The 21,085-nt window shown below is 36.3% G+C and carries 19 protein-coding genes, 1 tRNA gene and 1 other RNA gene; 12 read left to right on the top strand and 9 right to left on the bottom strand.

Going from position 1 to position 21,085, the window contains the following annotated elements:
• Window positions 1-2 precede the first annotated feature (2 nt).
• From P3L40_RS03935 to P3L40_RS03910, 6 genes are all read left to right on the top strand, one after another.
• Window positions 3-2,498, top strand: coding sequence for a TcfC E-set like domain-containing protein (locus P3L40_RS03935; protein WP_136135581.1), 2,496 nt, complete (start codon window positions 3-5; stop codon window positions 2,496-2,498).
• A 25-nt stretch (window positions 2,499-2,523) separates the two neighbouring features.
• Entirely contained in the window at window positions 2,524-4,140 is a 1,617-nt protein-coding gene (locus tag P3L40_RS03930; RefSeq protein ID WP_096864796.1) for a fimbrial protein, read from the top strand.
• 94 nt (window positions 4,141-4,234) lie between these two features.
• Window positions 4,235-4,912 (top strand): fimbrial protein, encoded by a 678-nt coding sequence (locus P3L40_RS03925; protein ID WP_136135582.1) that lies wholly within the window; start codon window positions 4,235-4,237, stop codon window positions 4,910-4,912.
• A gap of 524 nt (window positions 4,913-5,436) precedes the next feature.
• Window positions 5,437-6,162 (top strand): transcriptional regulator, encoded by a 726-nt coding sequence (locus P3L40_RS03920; protein WP_168697698.1) that lies wholly within the window; start codon window positions 5,437-5,439, stop codon window positions 6,160-6,162.
• Window positions 6,155-6,649, top strand: a complete 495-nt coding sequence (locus P3L40_RS03915) for a FidL-like protein (RefSeq protein ID WP_196731735.1) — start codon at window positions 6,155-6,157, stop codon at window positions 6,647-6,649. The genes P3L40_RS03920 and P3L40_RS03915 overlap by 8 nt, the downstream gene beginning before the upstream one ends.
• 561 nt (window positions 6,650-7,210) lie before the next feature.
• The gene (locus tag P3L40_RS03910; RefSeq protein ID WP_004905402.1) at window positions 7,211-7,492 is read left to right on the top strand and encodes a helix-turn-helix domain-containing protein; all 282 of its coding nucleotides are present in this window, start codon (window positions 7,211-7,213) and stop codon (window positions 7,490-7,492) included.
• Window positions 7,493-7,765: 273 nt separating this feature from the next.
• Here the strand turns inward: P3L40_RS03910 and P3L40_RS03905 are convergent.
• Together P3L40_RS03905 and dnaQ are read right to left on the bottom strand one after the other, a co-directional pair.
• A tRNA-Asp gene (locus tag P3L40_RS03905) sits at window positions 7,766-7,842 on the bottom strand.
• 153 nt (window positions 7,843-7,995) lie between these two features.
• Window positions 7,996-8,757: a DNA polymerase III subunit epsilon gene (gene dnaQ / locus P3L40_RS03900; protein WP_094962150.1), complete on the bottom strand. Its 762-nt coding sequence runs from the start codon at window positions 8,755-8,757 to the stop codon at window positions 7,996-7,998.
• A gap of 54 nt (window positions 8,758-8,811) precedes the next feature.
• On the opposite strand from dnaQ, the gene rnhA reads away from it, so the two are divergent.
• The gene (rnhA, locus tag P3L40_RS03895) at window positions 8,812-9,282 is read left to right on the top strand and encodes a ribonuclease HI (protein ID WP_004905405.1); all 471 of its coding nucleotides are present in this window, start codon (window positions 8,812-8,814) and stop codon (window positions 9,280-9,282) included.
• On the opposite strand, the gene P3L40_RS03890 is transcribed toward rnhA, so the two are convergent.
• On the bottom strand, window positions 9,279-10,013 hold the full coding sequence (locus P3L40_RS03890; RefSeq protein WP_136135577.1) for a class I SAM-dependent methyltransferase: 735 nt from the start codon (window positions 10,011-10,013) through the stop codon (window positions 9,279-9,281). The genes rnhA and P3L40_RS03890 overlap by 4 nt on opposite strands.
• Before the next feature lie 40 nt (window positions 10,014-10,053).
• Here P3L40_RS03890 and gloB point away from each other — a divergent pair, with 40 nt between their 5' ends.
• The 4 genes from gloB (at window position 10,054) to P3L40_RS03870 (ending at window position 13,431) form a co-directional block, all read left to right on the top strand.
• The gene (gene gloB / locus P3L40_RS03885; RefSeq protein ID WP_136135576.1) at window positions 10,054-10,809 is read left to right on the top strand and encodes a hydroxyacylglutathione hydrolase; all 756 of its coding nucleotides are present in this window, start codon (window positions 10,054-10,056) and stop codon (window positions 10,807-10,809) included.
• Between the two features lie 81 nt (window positions 10,810-10,890).
• Window positions 10,891-12,261 (top strand): murein transglycosylase D, encoded by a 1,371-nt coding sequence (gene mltD / locus P3L40_RS03880; protein ID WP_272693284.1) that lies wholly within the window; start codon window positions 10,891-10,893, stop codon window positions 12,259-12,261.
• Between the two features lie 523 nt (window positions 12,262-12,784).
• Window positions 12,785-13,153: an Hha toxicity modulator TomB gene (gene tomB / locus P3L40_RS03875; RefSeq protein WP_004905413.1), complete on the top strand. Its 369-nt coding sequence runs from the start codon at window positions 12,785-12,787 to the stop codon at window positions 13,151-13,153.
• Between the two features lie 74 nt (window positions 13,154-13,227).
• Window positions 13,228-13,431: an HHA domain-containing protein gene (locus P3L40_RS03870; protein WP_004905417.1), complete on the top strand. Its 204-nt coding sequence runs from the start codon at window positions 13,228-13,230 to the stop codon at window positions 13,429-13,431.
• Window positions 13,432-13,776: 345 nt separating this feature from the next.
• On the opposite strand, the gene ffs is transcribed toward P3L40_RS03870, so the two are convergent.
• Together ffs and P3L40_RS03860 are read right to left on the bottom strand one after the other, a co-directional pair.
• Window positions 13,777-13,873: signal recognition particle sRNA small type (gene ffs, locus P3L40_RS03865), an RNA gene on the bottom strand.
• Between the two features lie 141 nt (window positions 13,874-14,014).
• Entirely contained in the window at window positions 14,015-14,473 is a 459-nt protein-coding gene (locus tag P3L40_RS03860; RefSeq protein WP_004905418.1) for a YbaY family lipoprotein, read from the bottom strand.
• Window positions 14,474-14,711: 238 nt separating this feature from the next.
• Here P3L40_RS03860 and tesB point away from each other — a divergent pair, with 238 nt between their 5' ends.
• The gene (tesB, locus tag P3L40_RS03855) at window positions 14,712-15,581 is read left to right on the top strand and encodes an acyl-CoA thioesterase II (RefSeq protein ID WP_036958583.1); all 870 of its coding nucleotides are present in this window, start codon (window positions 14,712-14,714) and stop codon (window positions 15,579-15,581) included.
• Window positions 15,582-15,719: 138 nt separating this feature from the next.
• Here tesB and amtB read toward each other — a convergent pair whose 3' ends face one another.
• The 4 genes from amtB to P3L40_RS03835 all read right to left on the bottom strand — a co-directional run bounded on the left by amtB (window position 15,720) and on the right by P3L40_RS03835 (window position 21,054).
• Window positions 15,720-17,006 (bottom strand): ammonium transporter AmtB, encoded by a 1,287-nt coding sequence (gene amtB / locus P3L40_RS03850; RefSeq protein WP_196731736.1) that lies wholly within the window; start codon window positions 17,004-17,006, stop codon window positions 15,720-15,722.
• Between the two features lie 10 nt (window positions 17,007-17,016).
• Window positions 17,017-17,355 carry a P-II family nitrogen regulator gene (gene glnK / locus P3L40_RS03845; RefSeq protein WP_004905421.1) on the bottom strand — a complete coding sequence of 113 codons (339 nt, stop codon included), beginning with the start codon at window positions 17,353-17,355 and terminating at the stop codon, window positions 17,017-17,019.
• Between the two features lie 172 nt (window positions 17,356-17,527).
• Window positions 17,528-19,312 (bottom strand): SmdB family multidrug efflux ABC transporter permease/ATP-binding protein, encoded by a 1,785-nt coding sequence (locus P3L40_RS03840; protein ID WP_004905423.1) that lies wholly within the window; start codon window positions 19,310-19,312, stop codon window positions 17,528-17,530.
• Window positions 19,309-21,054 carry a SmdA family multidrug ABC transporter permease/ATP-binding protein gene (locus P3L40_RS03835; RefSeq protein WP_004905428.1) on the bottom strand — a complete coding sequence of 582 codons (1,746 nt, stop codon included), beginning with the start codon at window positions 21,052-21,054 and terminating at the stop codon, window positions 19,309-19,311. Before P3L40_RS03835 ends, P3L40_RS03840 begins: the two co-directional genes overlap by 4 nt.
• Window positions 21,055-21,085: the final 31 nt, after the last annotated feature.

Genomic DNA, 21,085 nt, shown 5'->3' with positions numbered 1-21,085 from the left:
TTATGCGTAAGAGTGCTATTGCTTTATCAATATTAAGTATTATTTTTTCGAATACAATTAATGCCAATGAAATGAAAAGCGTTAAGATCGGTGGATATATTATTCCTCCTGCATTTGTTAGTGCATTGGAAGAAGGAATGTCTGTACCTGTTTTTTTACGACTAAATGATGATGCAGCAACCAATCAGAGCGAAAGTAAAATTGCAGATGCAGTTATTGTAATCGATCATGGTAATATTAAATTATCAAGTATTCATCTCATTGAAAATGAGCAAGGTGCGAAATTAAATAATTTACTAGTTGATAAACTTGAAGAAAAAAAGGATGCCATTTTTGATGAAAGTAATGGTATTATTATTGATAATAATGCAACCCTTCAATTAAACATTTCTTCTTTTAATTTATCATTAGATGTTGATAAAGCTGCTTTTTCGCCAAAAGAACATGCGCGGCAATCTGTACTAGGAAATTCTTCAGTTAATTCATTTTCAGCGGTAGCTAACTATGATTTAGGGGTATTCCAGAGCCGTGTTAAAGATTCAAAAGATACATCCAGCAGCTATTTCAATTTAGATACATTATTCGCAGCTGCGGAACATCACTTTAATGTAAATGCATCAGCATATAGCATTGGAAAATCTAATTCTAATGTTGAGCTGTATCGTGCAATGTATGAGCGTGATTTCAACGGATTTCGTTTTGCACTTGGGCTCATGAGTACGTGGAATTTACAGTCTATTGCCAGCTTAACTACCCTTAGCAGCAGTAAAATTTATGCGGCATCAATAGGAAACAATTCCTCAAGTATGGTGACAAATAAGCAGCAATCACTTACGCCGATTTATGCTTTTTTAAATAGCCCAGGCGAAGTACGCATTTATCGGCAAGGTAAATTATTAAATATTCAAAATTTTCCAATGGGTAATTTTGAAGTTGATACCAGTGTACTACCCTATGGTATTTACGACGTCACTATTGAGACAGTTATCGATGGCAAAATTGTCACAACACAGCACCAAACAATTAATAAATCCTTCGGTGCGATAACGGGCGGTTTTGATAAACTCAATTGGGAAATTTATGGTGGTTATATTGACTTTGATAAGCGCAATTATGTAAGAAATGAAGGCTCAACGAGCCAAACTCCTGGTAAAAGCCATTTAATCGGAGCCTCTTTTGCTTATAACTTCCCTGTATTGTCTGGCGTGCGTTTTCAAATGTCAAATTATGGGTTTGATAAATTTGTTGTACAAGAAACGAGTATCAATGCAGCTTTAAATAACTATATCTCAGTTAACTGGCAAGGCATGCTAGAAAACCATGGCAGTTATCGTAATATTGCGACTCTTTCTGTCAATATACCGGAAGGTTATGGTTCTTTATGGGCATCTAAAGAAAAAACTGTAGTGACTGGTGATTTACCACTTTATGATGCTGACAGTTATTCTTATGGCGGAACCATTAATTTTGACAAAATAATTGATAGAACTGGGTCACTGACTATTAGTAATACTAAAGATCGCCGTATTGGCAGTGATTCAATTAACTATGAATATGCGAATACATTATTCTCTGGCCGTTATGGAACGGTGGGGCTAAGAGCGGGTGTACAGCGCTATCATTATGATAACCAAAATAGTACCAACGAAAAATATATTAACCTCGATTTTTCCTTACCTTTATCAACATGGTTGAGTACGGGTGTTTCCTCAACAAATGGTAATGTGAAAGCAAATATTTATGCGAATAAAAATTTTGAAAATTCGGTGATTACCAATGTAGGGGTTTCTGTCTCCAAATTAGTCCGAGATAAAGATAATGGTGAATCCAATTTTTCAACATTAGGCTATGCTTCTTATGATACTAAATATAATTCAGGTACCGTAACGATTAATCGCCCCGATAATAACAGACTTAATGGCAATTTAACCTCTCGTGGCTCTGTGGCATATAGCAACGGCATGATCATGCCAAGTGGGCAGCAAGGTAAATCAGGCGTCATTATTAATTCCGATATAAAAGGTAGCGGCAGTATGGTCGCAAAAGTAAATGGGCAGAATTACCCAATTAGTGGAAAAAATACCTTTATTCCATTATCCCCTTATTCGGATTATGACATTCAACTAATGAATGACGGAAAATCAAAAGACAGTTTTGATATTGTTTCAGGGCGAAATAAATCCGTCACATTATACCCAGGAAACATTGCTCTTTATCAACCTGAGGTAAGGCAACTAGTCACGGTATTTGGTCGTCTGAAATTACCAAATGGTGAATATATAAAATATGCCTCAATTCGAAATCATATTGGTCGAACAAAAACGGACCAAAATGGTGAGTTTTCCATGGATGTTGACGTCCGATATCCAGTGATATCGTTATTACAAGATGATCAGCAAACAATTTGCGAAGCAGATTTAAACCTTCAAGGTGCACGTGGTGCATTGTGGGTCGGTGAGGTGACATGTGAACCTCAAGAAGCATTTGCTAAACGTTAATTATCACTTTAAAGGCTAATTTAATATGCGATTATTATCGATAACAGCACTTTTTATTTCATTTTCGGTTCTAATACCGAATTCGTTTTCTGCAACAGCGCCATTACAAGAGTATGTCATTGTTGAAAACCAAGTTGATAACGAATTCTTTATTGTTGCTAATAGAGTTGACCCACGCTTCTCGGGCTCAAATGTATTCACAAAATACCAGCGCAATAGCCAATATAGTTTAGGCTATATGGGATATACAGGAACACCTTTTAGCTCAACTTATAATACAGGTGATATCTGGTTAGAAAATTCTCCCGTAAGCCAACCTTTTATCGGGAATCGTTGCATGACAAATAACCGAAATTGCCCGGCAACGTCTTATTGGTCAGCTCAGCAGTTACGAGATAATGGTGCATATAAAATCCAACAAACAGGAACACCGGGTGAGTCTGGATATTCAAGACCGATATTTTCTGAATCTTTTTATCGCTGGTTAGCCGAAATACCACCAGGAACAGAATATACTTTTGATTTAAGAACCTGCACAAGCCGCGACGATTATGATTTAAGTAATACGACCTGTATGACGAGTGGAGGAAGAACGACAACACAACAACACTACATTCCAACCAACAAAAAAGGCAATATTATTCTAAAAGGAACGGGCGCCTTACAAGAAGTCTTTGTGGATAGCAATGGCAATCCAACTATTGGACTCGGTTCTAATTTTTGCTCGACAGGGATTGTTGGAAATACTTCTGGAATTATTTGTAAGTTGGTTGAATTAGAAACCCAAGGACAATCTATCGGCGGAACATTTACAGTTCGTATGTATATTGATAGTGCAAAGTTAGGTTTAGCTAGGGACCCCCGTGCTGCACTTATTCAATATAAAGGAAGTAACAGCACGCGCTGGACAAATTGGTCATCAACAACAAACATGTCAGAGATCTTTAATAATGGTTCACAAAATATTGAAGTTTTTCTCTCAAATGAATATTTAAAATCAATTGTTGACGCTTCACCTAATTCAACAGTCACACTTGCTGATAGTGTATATACTTTTGGTTTTCAATCACCACTTCCTCAATCTGGATTTTACGAATTTACACCTTCAAATTTCTTAATAATTAAGCCGAGAGATTATGGAATTAGCATTATTCCAGCAGATTTTAATCCAAACCAATCCAAAACAGGAAAAGTCGGCAATGATGAACCACCGATAGAATTTAATTATATCGTCACGACTAGCGGGCCAAGGCAAGCGGACTCTATTACAGCAAAAGTTGAAGGACCAAACACAACATTAAAAGGACAGTCATACTGCTTATTTACCTCGAGCGATAATAAACTTAATGTCCCTTTTTCCGCTTATCTTTCATTTAAAAATGAAAATGGTACTAAAGAATCACACCGAGCAAGTTGTGATAATAATGAAATTTCATTAAAAAATGCATTATGGTCTGAAACACCATGGGATAGACCTAATGAGGATTTAGGATCTTTTTATCGAACTAACTTAGATTTATCATTCCCAATGAATGACTCTGAATCATTTTTTACATTGGATGGTATTGATTGGTTAGGAACCGTTTCTGCAAGTGGCACAATAACTGTCAAAGCAATTTGGACCGGGCCCGATATTCAATAATATCTAATGACTACTTTTAGGGCTACTTGTAAAAGTTCAAGTGGCCCTTTTATTGAACCCCATATACTCTTAAATTTTAGTTGGATTTTTTAATATGAAACCATTTTATTTACTTAAAATCCTATTATTGGTTTTGCTATCAGTGTCTTGCAATAATGCTATTGCTTTATATATCAATGCAGATATTTCTTCGATGGAGTCAGGGCAAGAGTTTTTTTCTAAGCCATACATCAACGACACAGATAAAACTAATTTATATAATTTTAGTGCCTACAAAATTGATAAACCAGGTAACCAAGAACATGGGGCACCTCTCCATAATGGCGAGATTATTTTTACTCCATTGAAGAAAATTTTATTACCTGGGGAACAAGAATTTTTTAAGATTTTTTATCGAGGAGAAGCCGATGAGACCGAGCGCTATTATAAGATTATCATTAGCGAAACCCCTCTTGATATGCGTAATGATGATGAACAAAAAAAGCGACCTTTATTTTATCCAACGGTTAGCCTAGAAACCTATTTTGTTGTGAGACCTAAAAAACCAGATTTTAAATATGAGCTTAATCCAATCACTAGTATTCTAAAAAATACGGGTAATACCTATTTTAGAGTACTCTTACATGAAAACTGTGATGCTAATGATGATTCCGAGCCTTATCTATTTTACTTATTACCCGGCCAAGAATCTAAAGATGAGCGTCTTAAAAAGAAAAGCCGTAAATATATTGTAATATTTGATAAATATTACCCAATTGGCAACTGCACCTAAAATTCAATGATATCAATTAATTAAAAAAATAAAATGACAAATTTGGCTATACTACTATTAAAATAAATATTTAATTACCTAATCATAATTCGACAGGTACTCTGTATCTATAATTACCTTAAAGGATTACAAATTCATAAAATTCAGTTCTAAAAAATCATTTCAGTCTATTAAAAAAGCAAATTAATTTAGGTTTCCATGACTTGAAATAGTGGTTAATACTGCTTTTTATCTGTATATAAAACATCAAAACAAAAAATATCAGTTTCATTAATACAATACACTGAAATTTTTGTCATTACATATATAACCAATCGTTATAAACAAAAATTTATTTTCATATTTTCTTCTCAAAAAAAGGGTAGTATATTACACTGATATAATTACTTTAAAATCAATGACTATCATGTTAGCTAAAGTGATCAAACTAAGCACATATTTTAATAACTAAATAAGAGTCATGTATGATATATATACTGAACAACATAATAAAATATAACTCTGACTTAGGTGAAATATTTAGGGTGGACACAGAACTCAGTGTAATGAAATTAACACCCGTGTTGAATTATATTTTTATAATACTAATTCAGAATAATAAAACGACTATCACTCGTGAAGAGATATTAAAAAAAATACTAAATAAATATGACCTAAAAGTTTCGATAAACACCCTTAACCAATACATTAGTACATTAAGAAAAGTATTACATCAACAGCTTTTAGTTGAAAATGCAATTCTAAGCATATCAAAAAAAGGCCTTGTTATCTCTTCTGAAATTCAAATTGAAGAATCGATTGCCAAATTCAATAATAAAATAGAGAAAAGCCTAGCCCCCCCTCCCACTTCAAGCAATAAATCTAACAAATCACTATTACTTAGTGATAAAAATCATATTATTAAAAAAACATTATTGATAATTAGTGTTTTTTTACTTTTGGTGATTATTTACCTTATAAATCAAATTCATGCAATAAAATTTCCATATGCATCAATACAGTCATACAAAATTAGCACAATTGGAGATTGCCCTGTTTATGGGTTTAAAGATAACCATGAAAAAAACATGAGTGACACAATAAGCAAACAAGCAATTGATTTTAACTTAACCTGTGAAGATTCTGATGTTTTTTATTATTATAACAATATACAAAACTTAGGGAAAAACAAACATAGCTTATTAGTAAAATGCAAAAAAAATAAAGAATGCATTTCAACAAGAGTAAATTGGCAGGATAAAAATGACTAATAAAACACTATATTCATTGATACTATTATTTTCATTAATTATCGTTTTCTTGTTATTTAACTTGAATTTAGAAAAAAGTAAAACACAATATTGTGAAGCAACTGTTTCCTCTAATTTCATATTAGCTAATAATAAATCATCATACACACTAAATATGAAATTAGTAAAAAACAATGATAACAGTGGATATATTAAATTATTAGGAACAATTACAACTGATAAGACATATATTGTTAATCGAGTTGTTCATTTCAATCAATCATCAAGAAAGTATATAAAAGATTTAAAGTTAACCATAAGTTATGATAGAAAATCTTCAAATGACAATGTTCCTGATGATATATTCGAAAAATATTTCAAAGCATTCAATCTAAACTCAATTGCATATGTAGAAATTGATGAGATAACTTCTGATTGGTACCTTTTTTCCAGTTCGTTTGGCCCTTATTTTGTCTGTAGCAGGCAAGATAAATTAAATACAATTTAACACATAGCGTTCTACTTATAAAGTAGTTCGCTCAGGTAATCGCTAATATTACATCTCTGATTCCTATTAATCTTTTCATTTTTTCTCCAACTAAGTAGGCTTGATTATACTTTTACCTATAATTAAACTTATATACTACCTATCGATAAGTACCAAATCAACTCTAAATAAATCACTATTTCAACTTAATCTATAAATACTTTTTTGTAATTTTATGTAAAAATATAAATACTTACTTTTATATGACTATAAATGCATTTTTTTTCATTTATTGTTTATTATATTCTCACTTTTAAGCCAATCCCTAATATTAACATAACACATTGTTTTTATTGAATTATAAAAACCTATATTTTGATTCAATAGCCTATATTCATTATTTATACTTACATCAATAGACAAAATCTATCAAATAAACTATTTTTGATTCATTAAAACAATTTCACATTGGTAACTAAAAAATATAATCTATTCCTCATAGAGAAAATCAAAAAATTTAAAGTAATGCCATCTTCAATAGCTAACTTTAAAATAATAAATTCCTAATAGAGAGAATATGAAATGAAATATATCAATACTAAAGAATTGAATAAAAGTAATGACCTAGATATTGTTATGGCTACCGCAAAATACTTGAAATCCGCACGTATTGAAAAATCATTAACAGGAACAGAATTAGGAAAATTATTAAATTTGAGCCAACAACAAATATCAAGGTATGAGAATGGCCAATCTGCTATTTCTATTGATAGCCTTCATATATACCTTAAAGCATTAGGTAAAGATTGGTTAGATTATTTCAGATCTGTTATCTTAGTTAGAGTTCATGCGAATTATTATTAATACAGTCATAAAAAACTCAAACTTATACATTTCGATAAAATCGCGACAAAACCTAAGAATAGTTAATATGATTAAAAAGAATATGAATTATTCTCATAAATCTATTATTTATAGATCTCATTATATCAAAAATTAACTCAAAGAAGTCATTAGAAGCAAAATATGTATCATTCAACAAAAAAGTGATACAAAAAGAAAGGAACTCTTAATGCAGTTAAATACAGTCATGATAAAAAAAACGCCACGCTAATATATTAGCGTGGCGTTATAATTTGGCGGAACGGACGGGACTCGAACCCGCGACCCCCTGCGTGACAGGCAGGTATTCTAACCAACTGAACTACCGCTCCTGATGTTCCCTACTGGGAACGCCATGCATATTACGAATACTTAAGGACCCCGTCAACACTTTTTCTTGTTAAATCGCGCAGTTGAACAGTTTTTAGCCTTGAGAGGCTTTTCTATGCATTTTCCTAAGCAACCATTAATGATAACACCAATCATTAGTGTAAATTTTCAGCCTCATCGGAAGATTGCCGCCAAAGGCAGGGTTTGCCACCCTTCTTATCAACAATATCCAGCCGGGCTTCATGAGCAATAAGCTCTTCATCGGAAGCAAAAATCACCCTAAGGCCAGTTTGGGGACGTTCAATTCTTTGAATTTCATACTCTTGCTCATTATTAGCCGATTCCGAATCCATCGAAAATGATAATGAAGTTTGCCCGCCTGTCATTGCCAAATAGACATCTGACAGAATCTCAGCATCGAGTAAAGCCCCGTGCAGTGTTCGCTTAGAGTTATCAATTAAATAGCGGTCACATAGCGCATCCAAGTTATTCCGTTTACCCGGGAAAAGTTTGCGAGCCAATACTAAGCTATCAGTGATGGTACAAAAATCTTGCGTGGGTGGAATTCCTTTATTGAGTTTACGGAATTCATAATCCATAAAACCGATATCAAAGGGAGCATTATGAATAACAAGCTCTGCACCTCGAATAAATTCAAGGAACTCATCCGCAATTTCTGCAAAAACAGGTTTATCTTGTAAAAATTCATCACTTATCCCATGCACTTCGAATGCTTCAGGATCCACTAAACGGTCAGGTTTAATGTACACATGAAAATTACGCCCTGTTAGTCGGCGGTTAATCACTTCAACCGCACCAATCTCTATAATGTTGTGCCCTTCATAATGAACACCGAGTTTATTCATACCGGTTGTTTCAGTATCAAGGACAATTTGTCTGGTTATCACCGTGCTCATAATGTTTTTTTGTGTCAAACTAGAGGGGAACGAATAATATAGAGTGTAACAGAAATGACAAAGCAGGTAGAAATTTTCACGGATGGTTCCTGTTTGGGCAATCCTGGCCCTGGTGGATATGGCGTTGTTTTACGCTACCAACAGCATGAAAAAACGTTGAGTGAAGGTTATTTTTTAACCACAAATAACCGAATGGAACTACTTGCAGCCATCAAAGCATTAGAATCGCTAACAAGACCTTGTGATATTATTTTAACCACTGATAGCCAGTACGTACGACAAGGAATAACACAATGGATCCACGGCTGGAAGCGTAAACAATGGCGAAAAGCAGATAAATCCCCTGTCGTTAATGTCGATTTATGGAAACGCCTCGATGATGCCATCCAACGACATACTATTGATTGGCGTTGGGTTAAAGGCCATGCTGGCCACCCCGAAAACGAGAAATGTGATGAATTAGCTCGAGCTGCGGCTTCAGCACCAACTAAAGAAGACACGGGTTACCAACCCGCACAAAACTAAGAAGGGTCGTTTATCTTCATTGATTTACTGATCTCCTTTGCTGTACCGAGTGCTGTTCCAATCTTAACTTTTGGTTGCTTAAATTTTAGTGGTGTCGGAGTTAGTGGGTAAGTCCGTTTCCGCGCCACAATCACACTTAAAACACCACCCCCCCCACAGCTTTTATTCACTCGTCTATTCGCCCCCAGCCAAGGGATTATTTGGCAATTGCGATGATACAAAACTTCATAATTTAATAAGCTGAGCCAATCAAATACCCTAACGGATGGAAAAAAACGGCTACAATAAGGCTGCCGTTTACGTAAAACAGGCACGAGTTTCGCCATTCCAAGAAGACTGAAAGGGTTAAAACCTGAAATAATTAACCAGCCATCGTCGATTAATACCCGGTCAACCTCCCGTAAGAGCCAATGAGGATCATGGCTATAAGCCAAACAGTGAGTCATTAGGCAGGCATCTATGGATTTTTGGGTTAATGGTAAAGCTTCGGGTTTGGCAATAAGGTTAAAACGCGGATCGCCGGTACCAACATTAAATTGGTGAGAGATAAGACAGCCTTCGGTCTGGATTTCAGTACTTAAATGACCTAACTTAAGCAGATGAAAGCCAAATATCTTTGGCCACCAAGGGCTAAGTTGATTTTCTATGGCTTGACGGTATTGTTCTCCAAAAGGAATGTCAGACCAACTAACAGGCATTTGAATTTTTTTATCAATACGCGCAGGCTTCATGAAATTCCCCTATTAACTATTAACAAGTATCGAGGTCATTATGGAGTTAATTCGAGTACCAGCTTTAAACGATAACTACATTTGGGTTTTAGCTGATAGCCACCAACAGTGTATCATCGTTGACCCTGCAGAGGCAGAGCCTGTGCTTGAAATAATTACAGCCAAGCGATTGACCCCAGTCGCAATCCTATTAACTCACCACCATAATGACCATACGGGTGGCGTAAAAGGGATTTTAAGCAAATTTACAACTCTTCCCGTTTTTGGCCCAAAAGAAACTCAATCTAAAGGAGCAACAGAAATAGTCGAAAATGGTGATAAAGTCATAATTGACGAGTTCAACCTACAGGTTATTTCATTATCAGGCCATACATCTGAGCATATTGGCTTTTACCAAGCACCTTATTTATTCTGTGGTGACACCCTATTCTCTGCGGGTTGTGGGCGGATATTTGAAGGAACGCCTGAGCAAATGTTTGAATCTATCCAAAAAATTGCAGCACTCCCTGATGAAACCTTAATTTGTTGTGCTCATGAATATACTTTATCTAATCTCAAATTTGCACACCATATATGGCCTGAAAATGAAGCGATTACACAATATTTACAAAAAATAACGCAAATACGTGACAAACATCAACCAACAGTACCTACCCCATTGAAAATAGAGAAAAAAATAAATGTTTTTCTGCAATGTGACAACCCTCAACTACAGAAAAAACTCAATATTAATCTACAAAACCCACCTTTAAGAGCAATTTTTACCCTACTGCGTCAATTAAAAGACCAATATTAAAGTTTAATGATTGTCATATCGGGGTGGGATAAGTATTATTGTTCGACTTTTAAACATTAAAATGAAGAACAATAGAAAAGAATGAAGATAATCGCGACGCTTATCGCCATTGTTCTGTTGGCCGGATGCCAAACTGCCCCGAAAAAAATTAAGCAGAACAAAACTCCTAGTAATCATACAATTGAAACTGTTGCATCACATAACCAAGCCGCCAGTAGACAATTACCTAAATCTGATTATGACCTATGGGGTTATATTAGTGATAAACTAAAAATGGATATCCCTGATAAACCTCAAATTAGGGAGTTAGCAAATAGTTATTTAAATAAACAACGTTTTGTCTACGATGTGGCATTAAGAGCTGAGCCATACATGTACCTCATCGTAGACGAAATTAATGAGCGCAATTTACCAATGGAGTTAGCTTTAATTCCTATAATTGAAAGCTCGTTTAATCCTAAAGCAACTTCTCCGGCACAAGCTGCAGGCCTATGGCAAATCGTCCCTATCACGGCTCGCTCATATGGCCTAAAACAAACACAATGGGTTGATGAACGCAGAGATGTCGTTTCTTCAACTAAAGCGGCCTTCGATCTTCTCGAAAACTTAAATGTTATGTTCGGCCATGACTGGGAGCTCACTCTAGCTGCCTATAACTGTGGTGAAGGCTGTGTACAAAATGCTATCAAGAAAAATGAGGCTGCCGGGTTACCAACTGATTTCTGGTCACTCTCTTTACCGAAAGAAACCAAACAATATGTACCAAAAATCTTAGCGCTTAGCCAAGTATTAAAAAACCCTGAAAGGTATCAAGTTAATTTGCCAACAAGTAATAAAAATAGAGCACTCACTCAAATTGATGTTGGCCAACAAATCACGTTATCTCAAGCTGCTGAGTTGGCTGGGTTAACAGTTGAATCGGTAAAAACATATAATTCTGGTTACACTCGCGGTATAACATCACCAAGTGGCCCTCATTATATTATGCTACCTACTGCTAAAGCCGAACAATTCAAAACATCTCTTTCCGACCAAGACGTTTTAAACACGATTCGCTTAGCTGCACAACAAAATCAGCAGATTAAAACAGCGCAACCTACTGCAATTTCTAGCGCACGTCAAAATCGAGCTAAAATAGCAACATATAAAGTACGCAAAGGCGAATCCGTCGCAAGTATTGCAAAAAAATTCAATACTACTGCGAAAGATATTCAAAAGCTAAATGGATTAAAAACCGCAAGCGTTATCAAACCTGGGCAAGTATTAAAAGTTGCTAGCCCAGCGTCTACAGCAAGTAGCCGTAAGGCAAAAACCTATAAGGTAAGAAAAGGCGATTCCTACTATAGCATTGCTAAGCGTCACGGCATAAAGCTCAATGATTTAATGACTTGGAATTCAGGTGTCAAAATGGCCGACCTGAAACCAGGGGTGACCTTAAACCTCTACCTTTAAGTTAATCTCAGCAAAAAAGCTTTTATCTATTTCAGATAAAAGCTTTTTTATTTTGAATTCTCTTATTAGTAAAAATTAATTATTTGAATGAATTAAATAGGATAATAATTTTTATAACATCTTTTGTATAAACGTTTCATATTCGCTGTACTAGAATAACCGATGGTTAAACTATAGTTTAAATACTTCATAAAATTGAGTTTAAACAGAACATACGTAACTCAAACCTCAACTACTCACTAATAAATTAGAAAAAAGTCGTTTATTGGTGGTGACATATGTGGTAATAATGCTATTATTATATCGCGGCTAGTTTAGTCCGAGCAGCCAGTCCGTATTCGAACATCGCTTATGTATTATATTAATAATTTTCGAAAGTTTAACGAACTAGCAATAATCTTATATTTTTCAATATACTAACGTGCAAACTTTTATATTGAACATAGGTGCTTTAATTAGTTAACATGACATTATTGATAAAAAATACACACAGCAAAAGTCAGATTCGCCTGCGGAGGTGATTATGGATGAATACTCACCCAAAAGACATGATATAGCAGAACTAAAATACTTATGTAATAGTCTCAATAGAGACGCTATTTTAAGCTTACAAAAAACAAATACACACTGGATTAATGATTTAAGCTCCCCGCAAAGCGCAGCCTTGAATGAACTCATTGAACATATCGCTGCATTTGTATGGCGGTTTAAAATCAAATACCCAAAAGAAAATCTTGTTATATCACTTATCGAAGAATACCTCGATGAGACCTATGATTTATTCGGCAGCCCAGTTATCACACTTAGTGAAATTATAGACTGGGAAGCAATGAATCACAGCCTTGTCGCTGTGCTGGATGATGACCTAAAGTGCCTAACCAGCAAAACTTAAAGGTATTATTTACCTTTAGTTCAGACTATAAAACCGTATATTAATAAGTAATTTTGCATAAAAGAAAGGGTATTATGACCAAATCTGATTATCTGATGCGTTTAAGAAAATGCACCACAATTGAAACACTTGAGCGTGTCATTGAAAAAAATAAGTATGAATTATCTGATGATGAGCTAGAGCTATTCTATTCAGCAGCAGATCACCGCTTAGCTGAACTCACAATGAATAAGCTTTATGATAAAATCCCAGCGTCTGTTTGGAAGTTTGTTAGATAATATCTTATTAACACGCACAGATAGTGAATGGTTATAGCCGGTAAATCCACTTATCGGCTGAACGCAATGTATTTATCATTTTATTATTGGCATAATTATTATGCTAATAGCATTTTCTTACTTTAAATTTTAGCCTGCCAACTTTTTCTTATCACAATACTCAACAATTAATGTTGTATTCTTAACTTTTCTTTTTAACTTTTGAATTCATTTAAACCTTAAAGTTTAATTTACATTTATAAAAATAAAAAAGAATAAACAGAAAAAACAATTAAAAATTATATTTATAATAAATTGGAATAGGGAGACTGATATACAAGGAAAGGTCTTAGAATTGGGTGGGAGCCCTGCCAGCGACATCCCGGCACACACGACCCCTGCTATGGCTGCTTCCTTCCGGACCTGACCAAGTTAACAAGTTAGTGTTGCGGGAGAACCAACAGAGCCCCCATTGATTGCTTCTTTCAAAGCAGGGGCATTATGCTTGATAGTCATTGAAATAGCAAGAAACCCATGGCTAAGTGGCGATTTATCACACAAACACCTATAAAAATAGAGACTCAACTAAGAGCCGGTACATTGGCTAATTCGCAGAGACCATCAATAATTCAACATTTTTTGTAATACCGTTGTTGATAACCTCTACAACACTATCACTGATATACAATAGTTTTCCGTTTGCGCTTATAGTTGCATTCACAACTAGCGTGCCTTCTTGCCTAACTTCACTTTTTTGGTAAGTTAGTTCAAAAGGAATTGTCGGCCGATTGTTCACCGAATTATAATATTTTTGAGATAATATTAGAGCAGGTAAGTCCGCAACTGTTGTATCTGCCAAAGTGATTGTAACAACCGCACCTTCGGGTAAAACAGTATCCTGTAAGATTACCACACGGCCCTCAATTTTCCCTGAATCTACCGTCTGGTTATTATTGCTATTTTTAGCATTAAGTGTTTTTTCACTGGGCTTTGTGCTATTCCCTTCACAGCCAACCAACGTTAAAAGCACTAATAAGCTAACAATGTAGCGAAAAAACTTCATAGTTATTACCTATAATACAATGTTTACTAAAACATTTTTAAATAATCGGAATAGACAAATCATTTTCTGACAATGAATGATAAAAAGTATAACTAATATTGGTAGAATAATACATTTATATTTCTAAATGTAACAATACGTAACCCCAATTTATTCGATAGCAATTAATCTACCTATTCAGGGTAAATAATGGGAAAATACCTGTATCTCATTTACATATAACAGAACTAAGATGACTATGAGCCCAGAATTACAGAATTTAATTAGCCTAATTGAACTCGAAAAAATTGAAGAAGGGATTTTTCGAGGACAAAGTGAAGACCTTGGATTGCCTCAAGTTTTTGGCGGGCAGGTTGTTGGGCAAGCCATGTATGCTGCGAAACAAACCATACCTGAAGAAAGAGCGATTAATTCTTTTCATAGTTATTTTTTGCGCCCCGGTGACAGCTCTCGTCCTATTGTTTATGACGTTGAAATTTTGCGCGATGGTGGAAGCTTTAGTGCACGCCGAGTAAGTGCCATTCAAAATGGCAAGCCTATCTTCTTTATGACCGCATCATTTCAATCTCAAGAAGAAGGTTATAGCCATCAAAACTTAATGCCGGATGTGCCACCACCGACAAAATTAATTTCTCAAGATGATATTGTTCAAAGTTTGGCTGATAAATTACCAGAAGCAGTTAAAAAATACGCTCTTAGGCCAACTCCCTTTGAGTTTCGCCCTGTTGAGTTTTACAGCCCATTCGATTCCGCCCCTCAAGAACCATTTCGCTATATTTGGTTCAAAGCAAAAGGGCAGCTACCTGACCTACCTTCACTTCATCACTATTTATTAGGTTATGCTTCTGATTACAATTTCCTTCCAGCCGCATTACAACCGCATGGTAGAGGCTTTATGGAACGCGACTTACAGGTTGCAACGATTGACCATTCAATGTGGTTCCATCGTCCATTTAAAATTGATGATTGGTTACTGTATGCCGTAGAAAGCCCTTCAGCATCAGGAGGGAGGGGTTTTGTGAAAGGACAAATCTATAATTTACAAGGTGATCTTGTTGCAACGGCTGTCCAAGAGGGCGTAATCCGCCATAGGCAACCTCAAAAATAGAAGGGACTTCAAGTAAGTGATTACTTACTTAGAAAAATAAAATTGTCAGTTTAAAAAGGTAATGGCAGCCAGCAATAAGCTGCCATTATCAATTTACATAAAACACAGTATTATCCTGTCATTATCATTACATTAAGGTTAATTGTAGGCACTTTCACCATGAGAAGTAATATCTAAACCTTCCCTTTCTTTTTCAACATTAATGCGTAAGCCAGACGTTTTCTCTGCGATTTTAAATGCAATATAAGCAACAATTGCAGTCCAAACAACACAAACTAGAATACTAATAGCTTGAATTCCCACTTGTTTCATCATCGTAATACCTTCTGCATAGCCACTTCCACCTAATGCAGTTGAGGTGAACACCCCCGTTAGTAAACAACCTAAAATTCCGCAGACACCATGAACCCCAAAAACATCGCACACATCATCAACTTTTAACCGGCGTTTTAAAATCACAACCCCCCATAAACCCGCTAGCCCAGAAAGCAGCCCGATGACTAATGCTCCGCCGACACCCACAGTGCCCGCCGCTGGCGTAACACCGACTAACCCGGCCAAGCACCCAGAACAAGCGCCTAATAATGAAGGTTTTTCCCTGAAAATCCACTCAGCTAAAGTCCATGATAAAATAGCGCCAGCCGCCGCTGCAATAGTGTTCACAAACGCTAAGGCTGCAATACTATTTGCACTTCCTGCCGAACCTGCATTGAAACCAAACCAGCCAATAAATAATATAGAGGTTCCCATAAATACCATAGGTAAGTTATGAGGTTTAATGGCTTCTTTCCCTAATCCGGTACGATGTCCAAGTAAGTAAGCACCAACTAAACCTGCAACAGCCGCATTAATATGAACAACCGTCCCCCCTGCAAAATCTAGTGCACCATCTTGGGATAAAATACCGCCGCCCCATACCATGTGTGCCATTGGTAAATAAGCAAATGTAGTCCAGATAACGGTAAATATTAAAATTGCAGAAAATTTAATGCGCTCCCCTAGTGCACCTATCACTAATGCAACTGTTAAGCATGCAAATGCACCTTGGAATACAACGTGAATAAATTGAGGGATCGGCCCAGATAAGCTATCTACAGTGATGTTTTTCAACATAATCTGACTAAAACCACCTATAAAATCATTCCCCTCACTAAAAGCTAAACTGTATCCATAAACAATCCAAATAACAGACACTAAAGCGAAAATAACCGCAGTTTGAGCCATTAAAGAAAGAACATTTTTACTTCTCAGTAACCCACCATAAAATAATGCGATACCTGGCAGTATCATAAAAATAACTAAAGCAGTCGCTATCATCATAAATGCGTTATCAGCTTTATCTAGAGTTTCCTCTGCTGCAAACACGGTTATTGGAAAACCACCCATTGATATCAATAAAAATAAGTATTGGAACCCTTTGCTCATATTTGCTCTCCTACAGTGCTTCGTCTTGTTTTTCACCTGTACGAATACGTACTGCTTGCTCTAATGACAAAATAAATATTTTTCCATCCCCGACTTGGCCCGTATAAGCTTTTTTTTCAATTGTTTCAATCACCTGCTCTACCAACTCATCAGAAACCGCTATTTCCATACGTACTTTAGGTAAAAAATCGACGGTATATTCAGCTCCTCTATATAATTCGGCATGTCCTTTTTGCCGCCCAAACCCTCGAACTTCAGTAATCGTAAGCCCTTGAACCCCAATATCTGATAGTGCCTCTCGAACTTCATCTAATTTAAATGGCTTAATGATCGCGATGATATATTTCATGTTCACTCCTATAAGTCATATGAATAAGCTGCTTAATACTTCGGACAGCACTGACTTTATAGCAAACCGTGTGCCAAAATATATTTATCCATAAAATTCAATAGGAAAGAACAAAATAAAAAACCACTCGAATGAGTGGCTTTAAGGTATGCATTATAAGAGTGCAGAATAATTAACTAGGTATAGCCTCAATTTCAGCATCACTATGGGCATTTAATGATTCTCCAACTTGCTGCAACTGGTACATTTGATAATAACGTCCTTTTTGTTGCAAAAGCTGTAAATGTTTACCTTGCTCAACAATTGCACCACGATGTAACACAACGACTTGGTCAGCGTCGACAATTGTCGATAAACGGTGGGCGATCACAACTAACGTAGTATGTTGGCGAATCACTCGTAACGCTTTTTGTATCGCTTGCTCTGTCCCTGAGTCAATATTCGCAGTTGCTTCATCCAAAATTAAAATTTTGGGTGTCACCACAAGGACTCGGGCCATCGCTAATAACTGTCTTTGCCCTACAGACAAGGTATTTCCCTGTTCACCAAGCACGGTATCTAGCCCATCAGGTAAACCACGAACCAACCCAGCAAGCTGAACAGTTTCAAGAACTTCCCAAACTTTGTCTTGGCTAATCTCACGTCCTAATGCGACGTTGTCAAAAAAAGAAGCAGCGAGGACAACAGGGTCTTGTTGTACCATTGCAATACCATTACGTAATACTTGGTGGGATAGTGAACTCAAATTACGTCCATCTAATAAAATATCTCCCTCCTGCCACGGGTAATACCCCATAATTAAATTTGCTATGGTACTTTTACCGCTGCCTGTATGACCGACTAATGCAACGAAGTTATTATCAGGCACTTGTAAATTAATATCTTTAAGTACCATTTTGTTATCACGGTAAGCAAAAGATAAATGGTTAATTGAGATTGAACCTCCTTGTAATGGCTCAATACTTTCACCATAACCTTGCTGCGGACTATCCATTAATTCAAATACACGCTCACCAGAAACAACAGCTTGCTGAAGCATTGATTGCTGAGAAGTTAACTCAATAAGCGGCTCATTCAAGCGACCTAAATAGTTAATAAATGCATATAAGACACCAACACCAATGGTAGTCGTTCCTTCGAACCCAAATAGCAATAGCAAGCCACACAATACTGAAGCTGAAAGTAAACTTAATAATGGCCTTAATAGTAAGCCATCAAGTTTTAATGCTTTCATTCTTGCAAAATAATGGTCTTGGCTAATACTTTGCATTTTTTCGCCAAACCTAGCCTGTTGGATAAATTGCTGAATAACTGTCATTCCATTAATGACTTCGTTAAAACCGTTATTAATATCTGCAAGATAAGATCTCACACGGCGCACAATGGGCGTACTTAAACGCTGATAAACAAGCATTACCACAAATACTGCAGGAAAAATCATCACTGCAATTGATGCCATACGCCATTCCAATGAAAACATAGCAACTAACATGGCACAAATCAGGGCTAAACTACGAAATACTGTCGGCACAACCATCACAAATAGATCTTTAATAACTTCAGTATCATTTGTAACTCGTGAAATTAATTGGCCAACAGGTTGCTTATCGAATGCACTTAGGGGCTGTCGAAGGGCTGCATTCATCACATCTGTACGTAATGTTTGCACTACCCCCACAGAGGCTTTATTAAATAAAATAATTTGATAGTAATGTAATAACGCTGCAATAACTTGGAGCAATATAAAACCAACTGCCATATATAAAGCAAGTGGCATGATGATTTGTTTTTTCGCTATCATGTTATCAATAAAATAACTGATTAGCAGAGGCCCACTAACTTCTGCAATAGCGGCTAACCATAGCATTGCAATGGCAATACCCATGGTTCCTCGGTATGCTTTTCCATAACCAAGCAAACGCTTGAGTGCTGGCCATAGCGGTTTCTTTTGGCTCATAGCTCACCATCCAGAGCAGCTTCAATCTGTTGATACTGATACATATCTTTATACCAACCCGATTGCTCAATAAGCGCTTCATGTTTACCTCGACTAACAATAGCACCTTGAGATAACACAATAATATTGTCTGCCTCTACCAATGCAGATAGACGATGGGCGCTAATTATCATAGTCCTACCCTGCCGCCAATGGCTTAAATTTTGTAAAATTGTAAACTCGGTCTGCCCATCAACAGCAGAAAGTGCATCATCTAACACCAAGATTTCTGCATTTTGCAAGATAGCCCTTGCAATAGAAATTCGTTGTTTCTGCCCGCCAGATAACATGACACCGCGCTCACCAACCTGAGTAGAATAGCCTTCAGGTAAACGTAAAATATCATCATGTACACAAGCTATACGCGCAGCCTGTTCAATTTCATCTTGAGTGGCATTAGGCCGCCCAAGCGCGATATTGCCAGCAACTGTATCTGAAAATAAAAATGGGGACTGATTTACGATAGATAACCGAGCACGCCATTCATCTAAACGGATTTCGGGTAGTGATAAGCCTTGATAGCAAATCGCCCCTTCCGTCACATCAAATTGACGCTGTAATAACGTCAACAACGTTGATTTTCCAGACCCCGTCGGCCCACAAAGCCCCAAAAATTGTCCAGGTTTTAAATCAAACTTAATATCATGTAATGCTATTCGCTTAGTTTCTGGATAACTAAAGTTGATAATATTCACATTCAAGTTTCCCTTTTCAGGCTGTAATGAATGCGAACCATCCTGAATGACTAGCGGTTCATTGAGTAAACTTAGAATACGGCTATAAGCCGCACTACCTCGTTCAACGATATTAAACATCCAAGCAAGCGCTAACATCGGCCAAATCATTAACCCTAGATACATTACAAAGCTCGTTAATTCACCTAACGTCAATGTATCGTTTAATACCATCCAGCTTCCACCTGCAATAGCGAGTAAATTTGCCATACCAATCGCCATAAAAATGGTGGGGTCAAAACGCGCATCAACTTTAGCAACATGCATATTGCGACGCCCTGCCTCAGTAGCAACCTGTTCAAATTGATTTGATTGATGATCTTCAAGGCCAAAAGCTTTAATCATACGAATACTTGTTAAACTTTCTTGCGCATGATTATTTAAAGACGAAAATGCCCCTTGAGCATGCTTGAAGCGCTGATGAAGCTGGTCTCCATACCGTTTAATGATTAATGCCATAATTGGCATTGGAATAAGTGCTAGTAAAGTAAGCTGCCAACTAATTTCAACACTCATCATGATGAGCACCGCACACCCCATCACCAATGAGTCAACTAATGTTAAAACACCTTCACCAGCTGCGAATACGACTCGGTCAACATCATTCGTTGTACGTGCAATTAGGTCTCCCGTTCGATACTTATGGTAAAACGCTTGATTCTGCAGACTTAATTGCCGATAAAACTTTTGTCGTAGCTGTACAGCTAACTTATAAGAAGCACCAAATAACCATAAACGCCAAATATACCGCAACCCATACACAACCAATGCAATCAACAGCATGATTAAAACATAAGTGATTAATTGCTTTGTCGGCATTGCTCCTTTACTTATTCCATCAACGACAACACCAACAATGCGTGGAGGAACTAATTGTAAAATAGCAATGATAATTAAAAAGCAAACAGCGCCGAGATAGCGCCGCCATTCACTCAAAAAATACCAACCTAGTTGTGAAAATAATCGCACGTAATACTGCCTTGAATATATTGATTTATTG

The sequence above is a fragment of the Providencia sp. PROV040 genome (assembly GCF_032706145.1).
Lineage (GTDB): Bacteria > Pseudomonadota > Gammaproteobacteria > Enterobacterales > Enterobacteriaceae > Providencia > Providencia hangzhouensis.
This window is presented reverse-complemented; position numbering and strand designations above follow the sequence as displayed.

Coding starts and splice junctions, on each gene's coding strand:
- P3L40_RS03930 (WP_096864796.1), top strand. CDS start 2,524: ATGCGATTATTATCGATAACAGCACTTTTTATTTCATTTTCGGTTCTA.
- tomB (WP_004905413.1), top strand. CDS start 12,785: ATGGATGAATACTCACCCAAAAGACATGATATAGCAGAACTAAAATAC.
- gloB (WP_136135576.1), top strand. CDS start 10,054: ATGGAGTTAATTCGAGTACCAGCTTTAAACGATAACTACATTTGGGTT.
- dnaQ (WP_094962150.1), bottom strand. CDS start 8,757: ATGAGCACGGTGATAACCAGACAAATTGTCCTTGATACTGAAACAACC.
- rnhA (WP_004905405.1), top strand. CDS start 8,812: ATGACAAAGCAGGTAGAAATTTTCACGGATGGTTCCTGTTTGGGCAAT.
- P3L40_RS03910 (WP_004905402.1), top strand. CDS start 7,211: ATGAAATATATCAATACTAAAGAATTGAATAAAAGTAATGACCTAGAT.
- P3L40_RS03840 (WP_004905423.1), bottom strand. CDS start 19,312: ATGAGCCAAAAGAAACCGCTATGGCCAGCACTCAAGCGTTTGCTTGGT.
- amtB (WP_196731736.1), bottom strand. CDS start 17,006: ATGAGCAAAGGGTTCCAATACTTATTTTTATTGATATCAATGGGTGGT.
- P3L40_RS03915 (WP_196731735.1), top strand. CDS start 6,155: ATGACTAATAAAACACTATATTCATTGATACTATTATTTTCATTAATT.
- P3L40_RS03860 (WP_004905418.1), bottom strand. CDS start 14,473: ATGAAGTTTTTTCGCTACATTGTTAGCTTATTAGTGCTTTTAACGTTG.
- glnK (WP_004905421.1), bottom strand. CDS start 17,355: ATGAAATATATCATCGCGATCATTAAGCCATTTAAATTAGATGAAGTT.
- P3L40_RS03870 (WP_004905417.1), top strand. CDS start 13,228: ATGACCAAATCTGATTATCTGATGCGTTTAAGAAAATGCACCACAATT.
- P3L40_RS03935 (WP_136135581.1), top strand. CDS start 3: ATGCGTAAGAGTGCTATTGCTTTATCAATATTAAGTATTATTTTTTCG.
- tesB (WP_036958583.1), top strand. CDS start 14,712: ATGAGCCCAGAATTACAGAATTTAATTAGCCTAATTGAACTCGAAAAA.
- P3L40_RS03890 (WP_136135577.1), bottom strand. CDS start 10,013: ATGAAGCCTGCGCGTATTGATAAAAAAATTCAAATGCCTGTTAGTTGG.
- mltD (WP_272693284.1), top strand. CDS start 10,891: ATGAAGATAATCGCGACGCTTATCGCCATTGTTCTGTTGGCCGGATGC.
- P3L40_RS03925 (WP_136135582.1), top strand. CDS start 4,235: ATGAAACCATTTTATTTACTTAAAATCCTATTATTGGTTTTGCTATCA.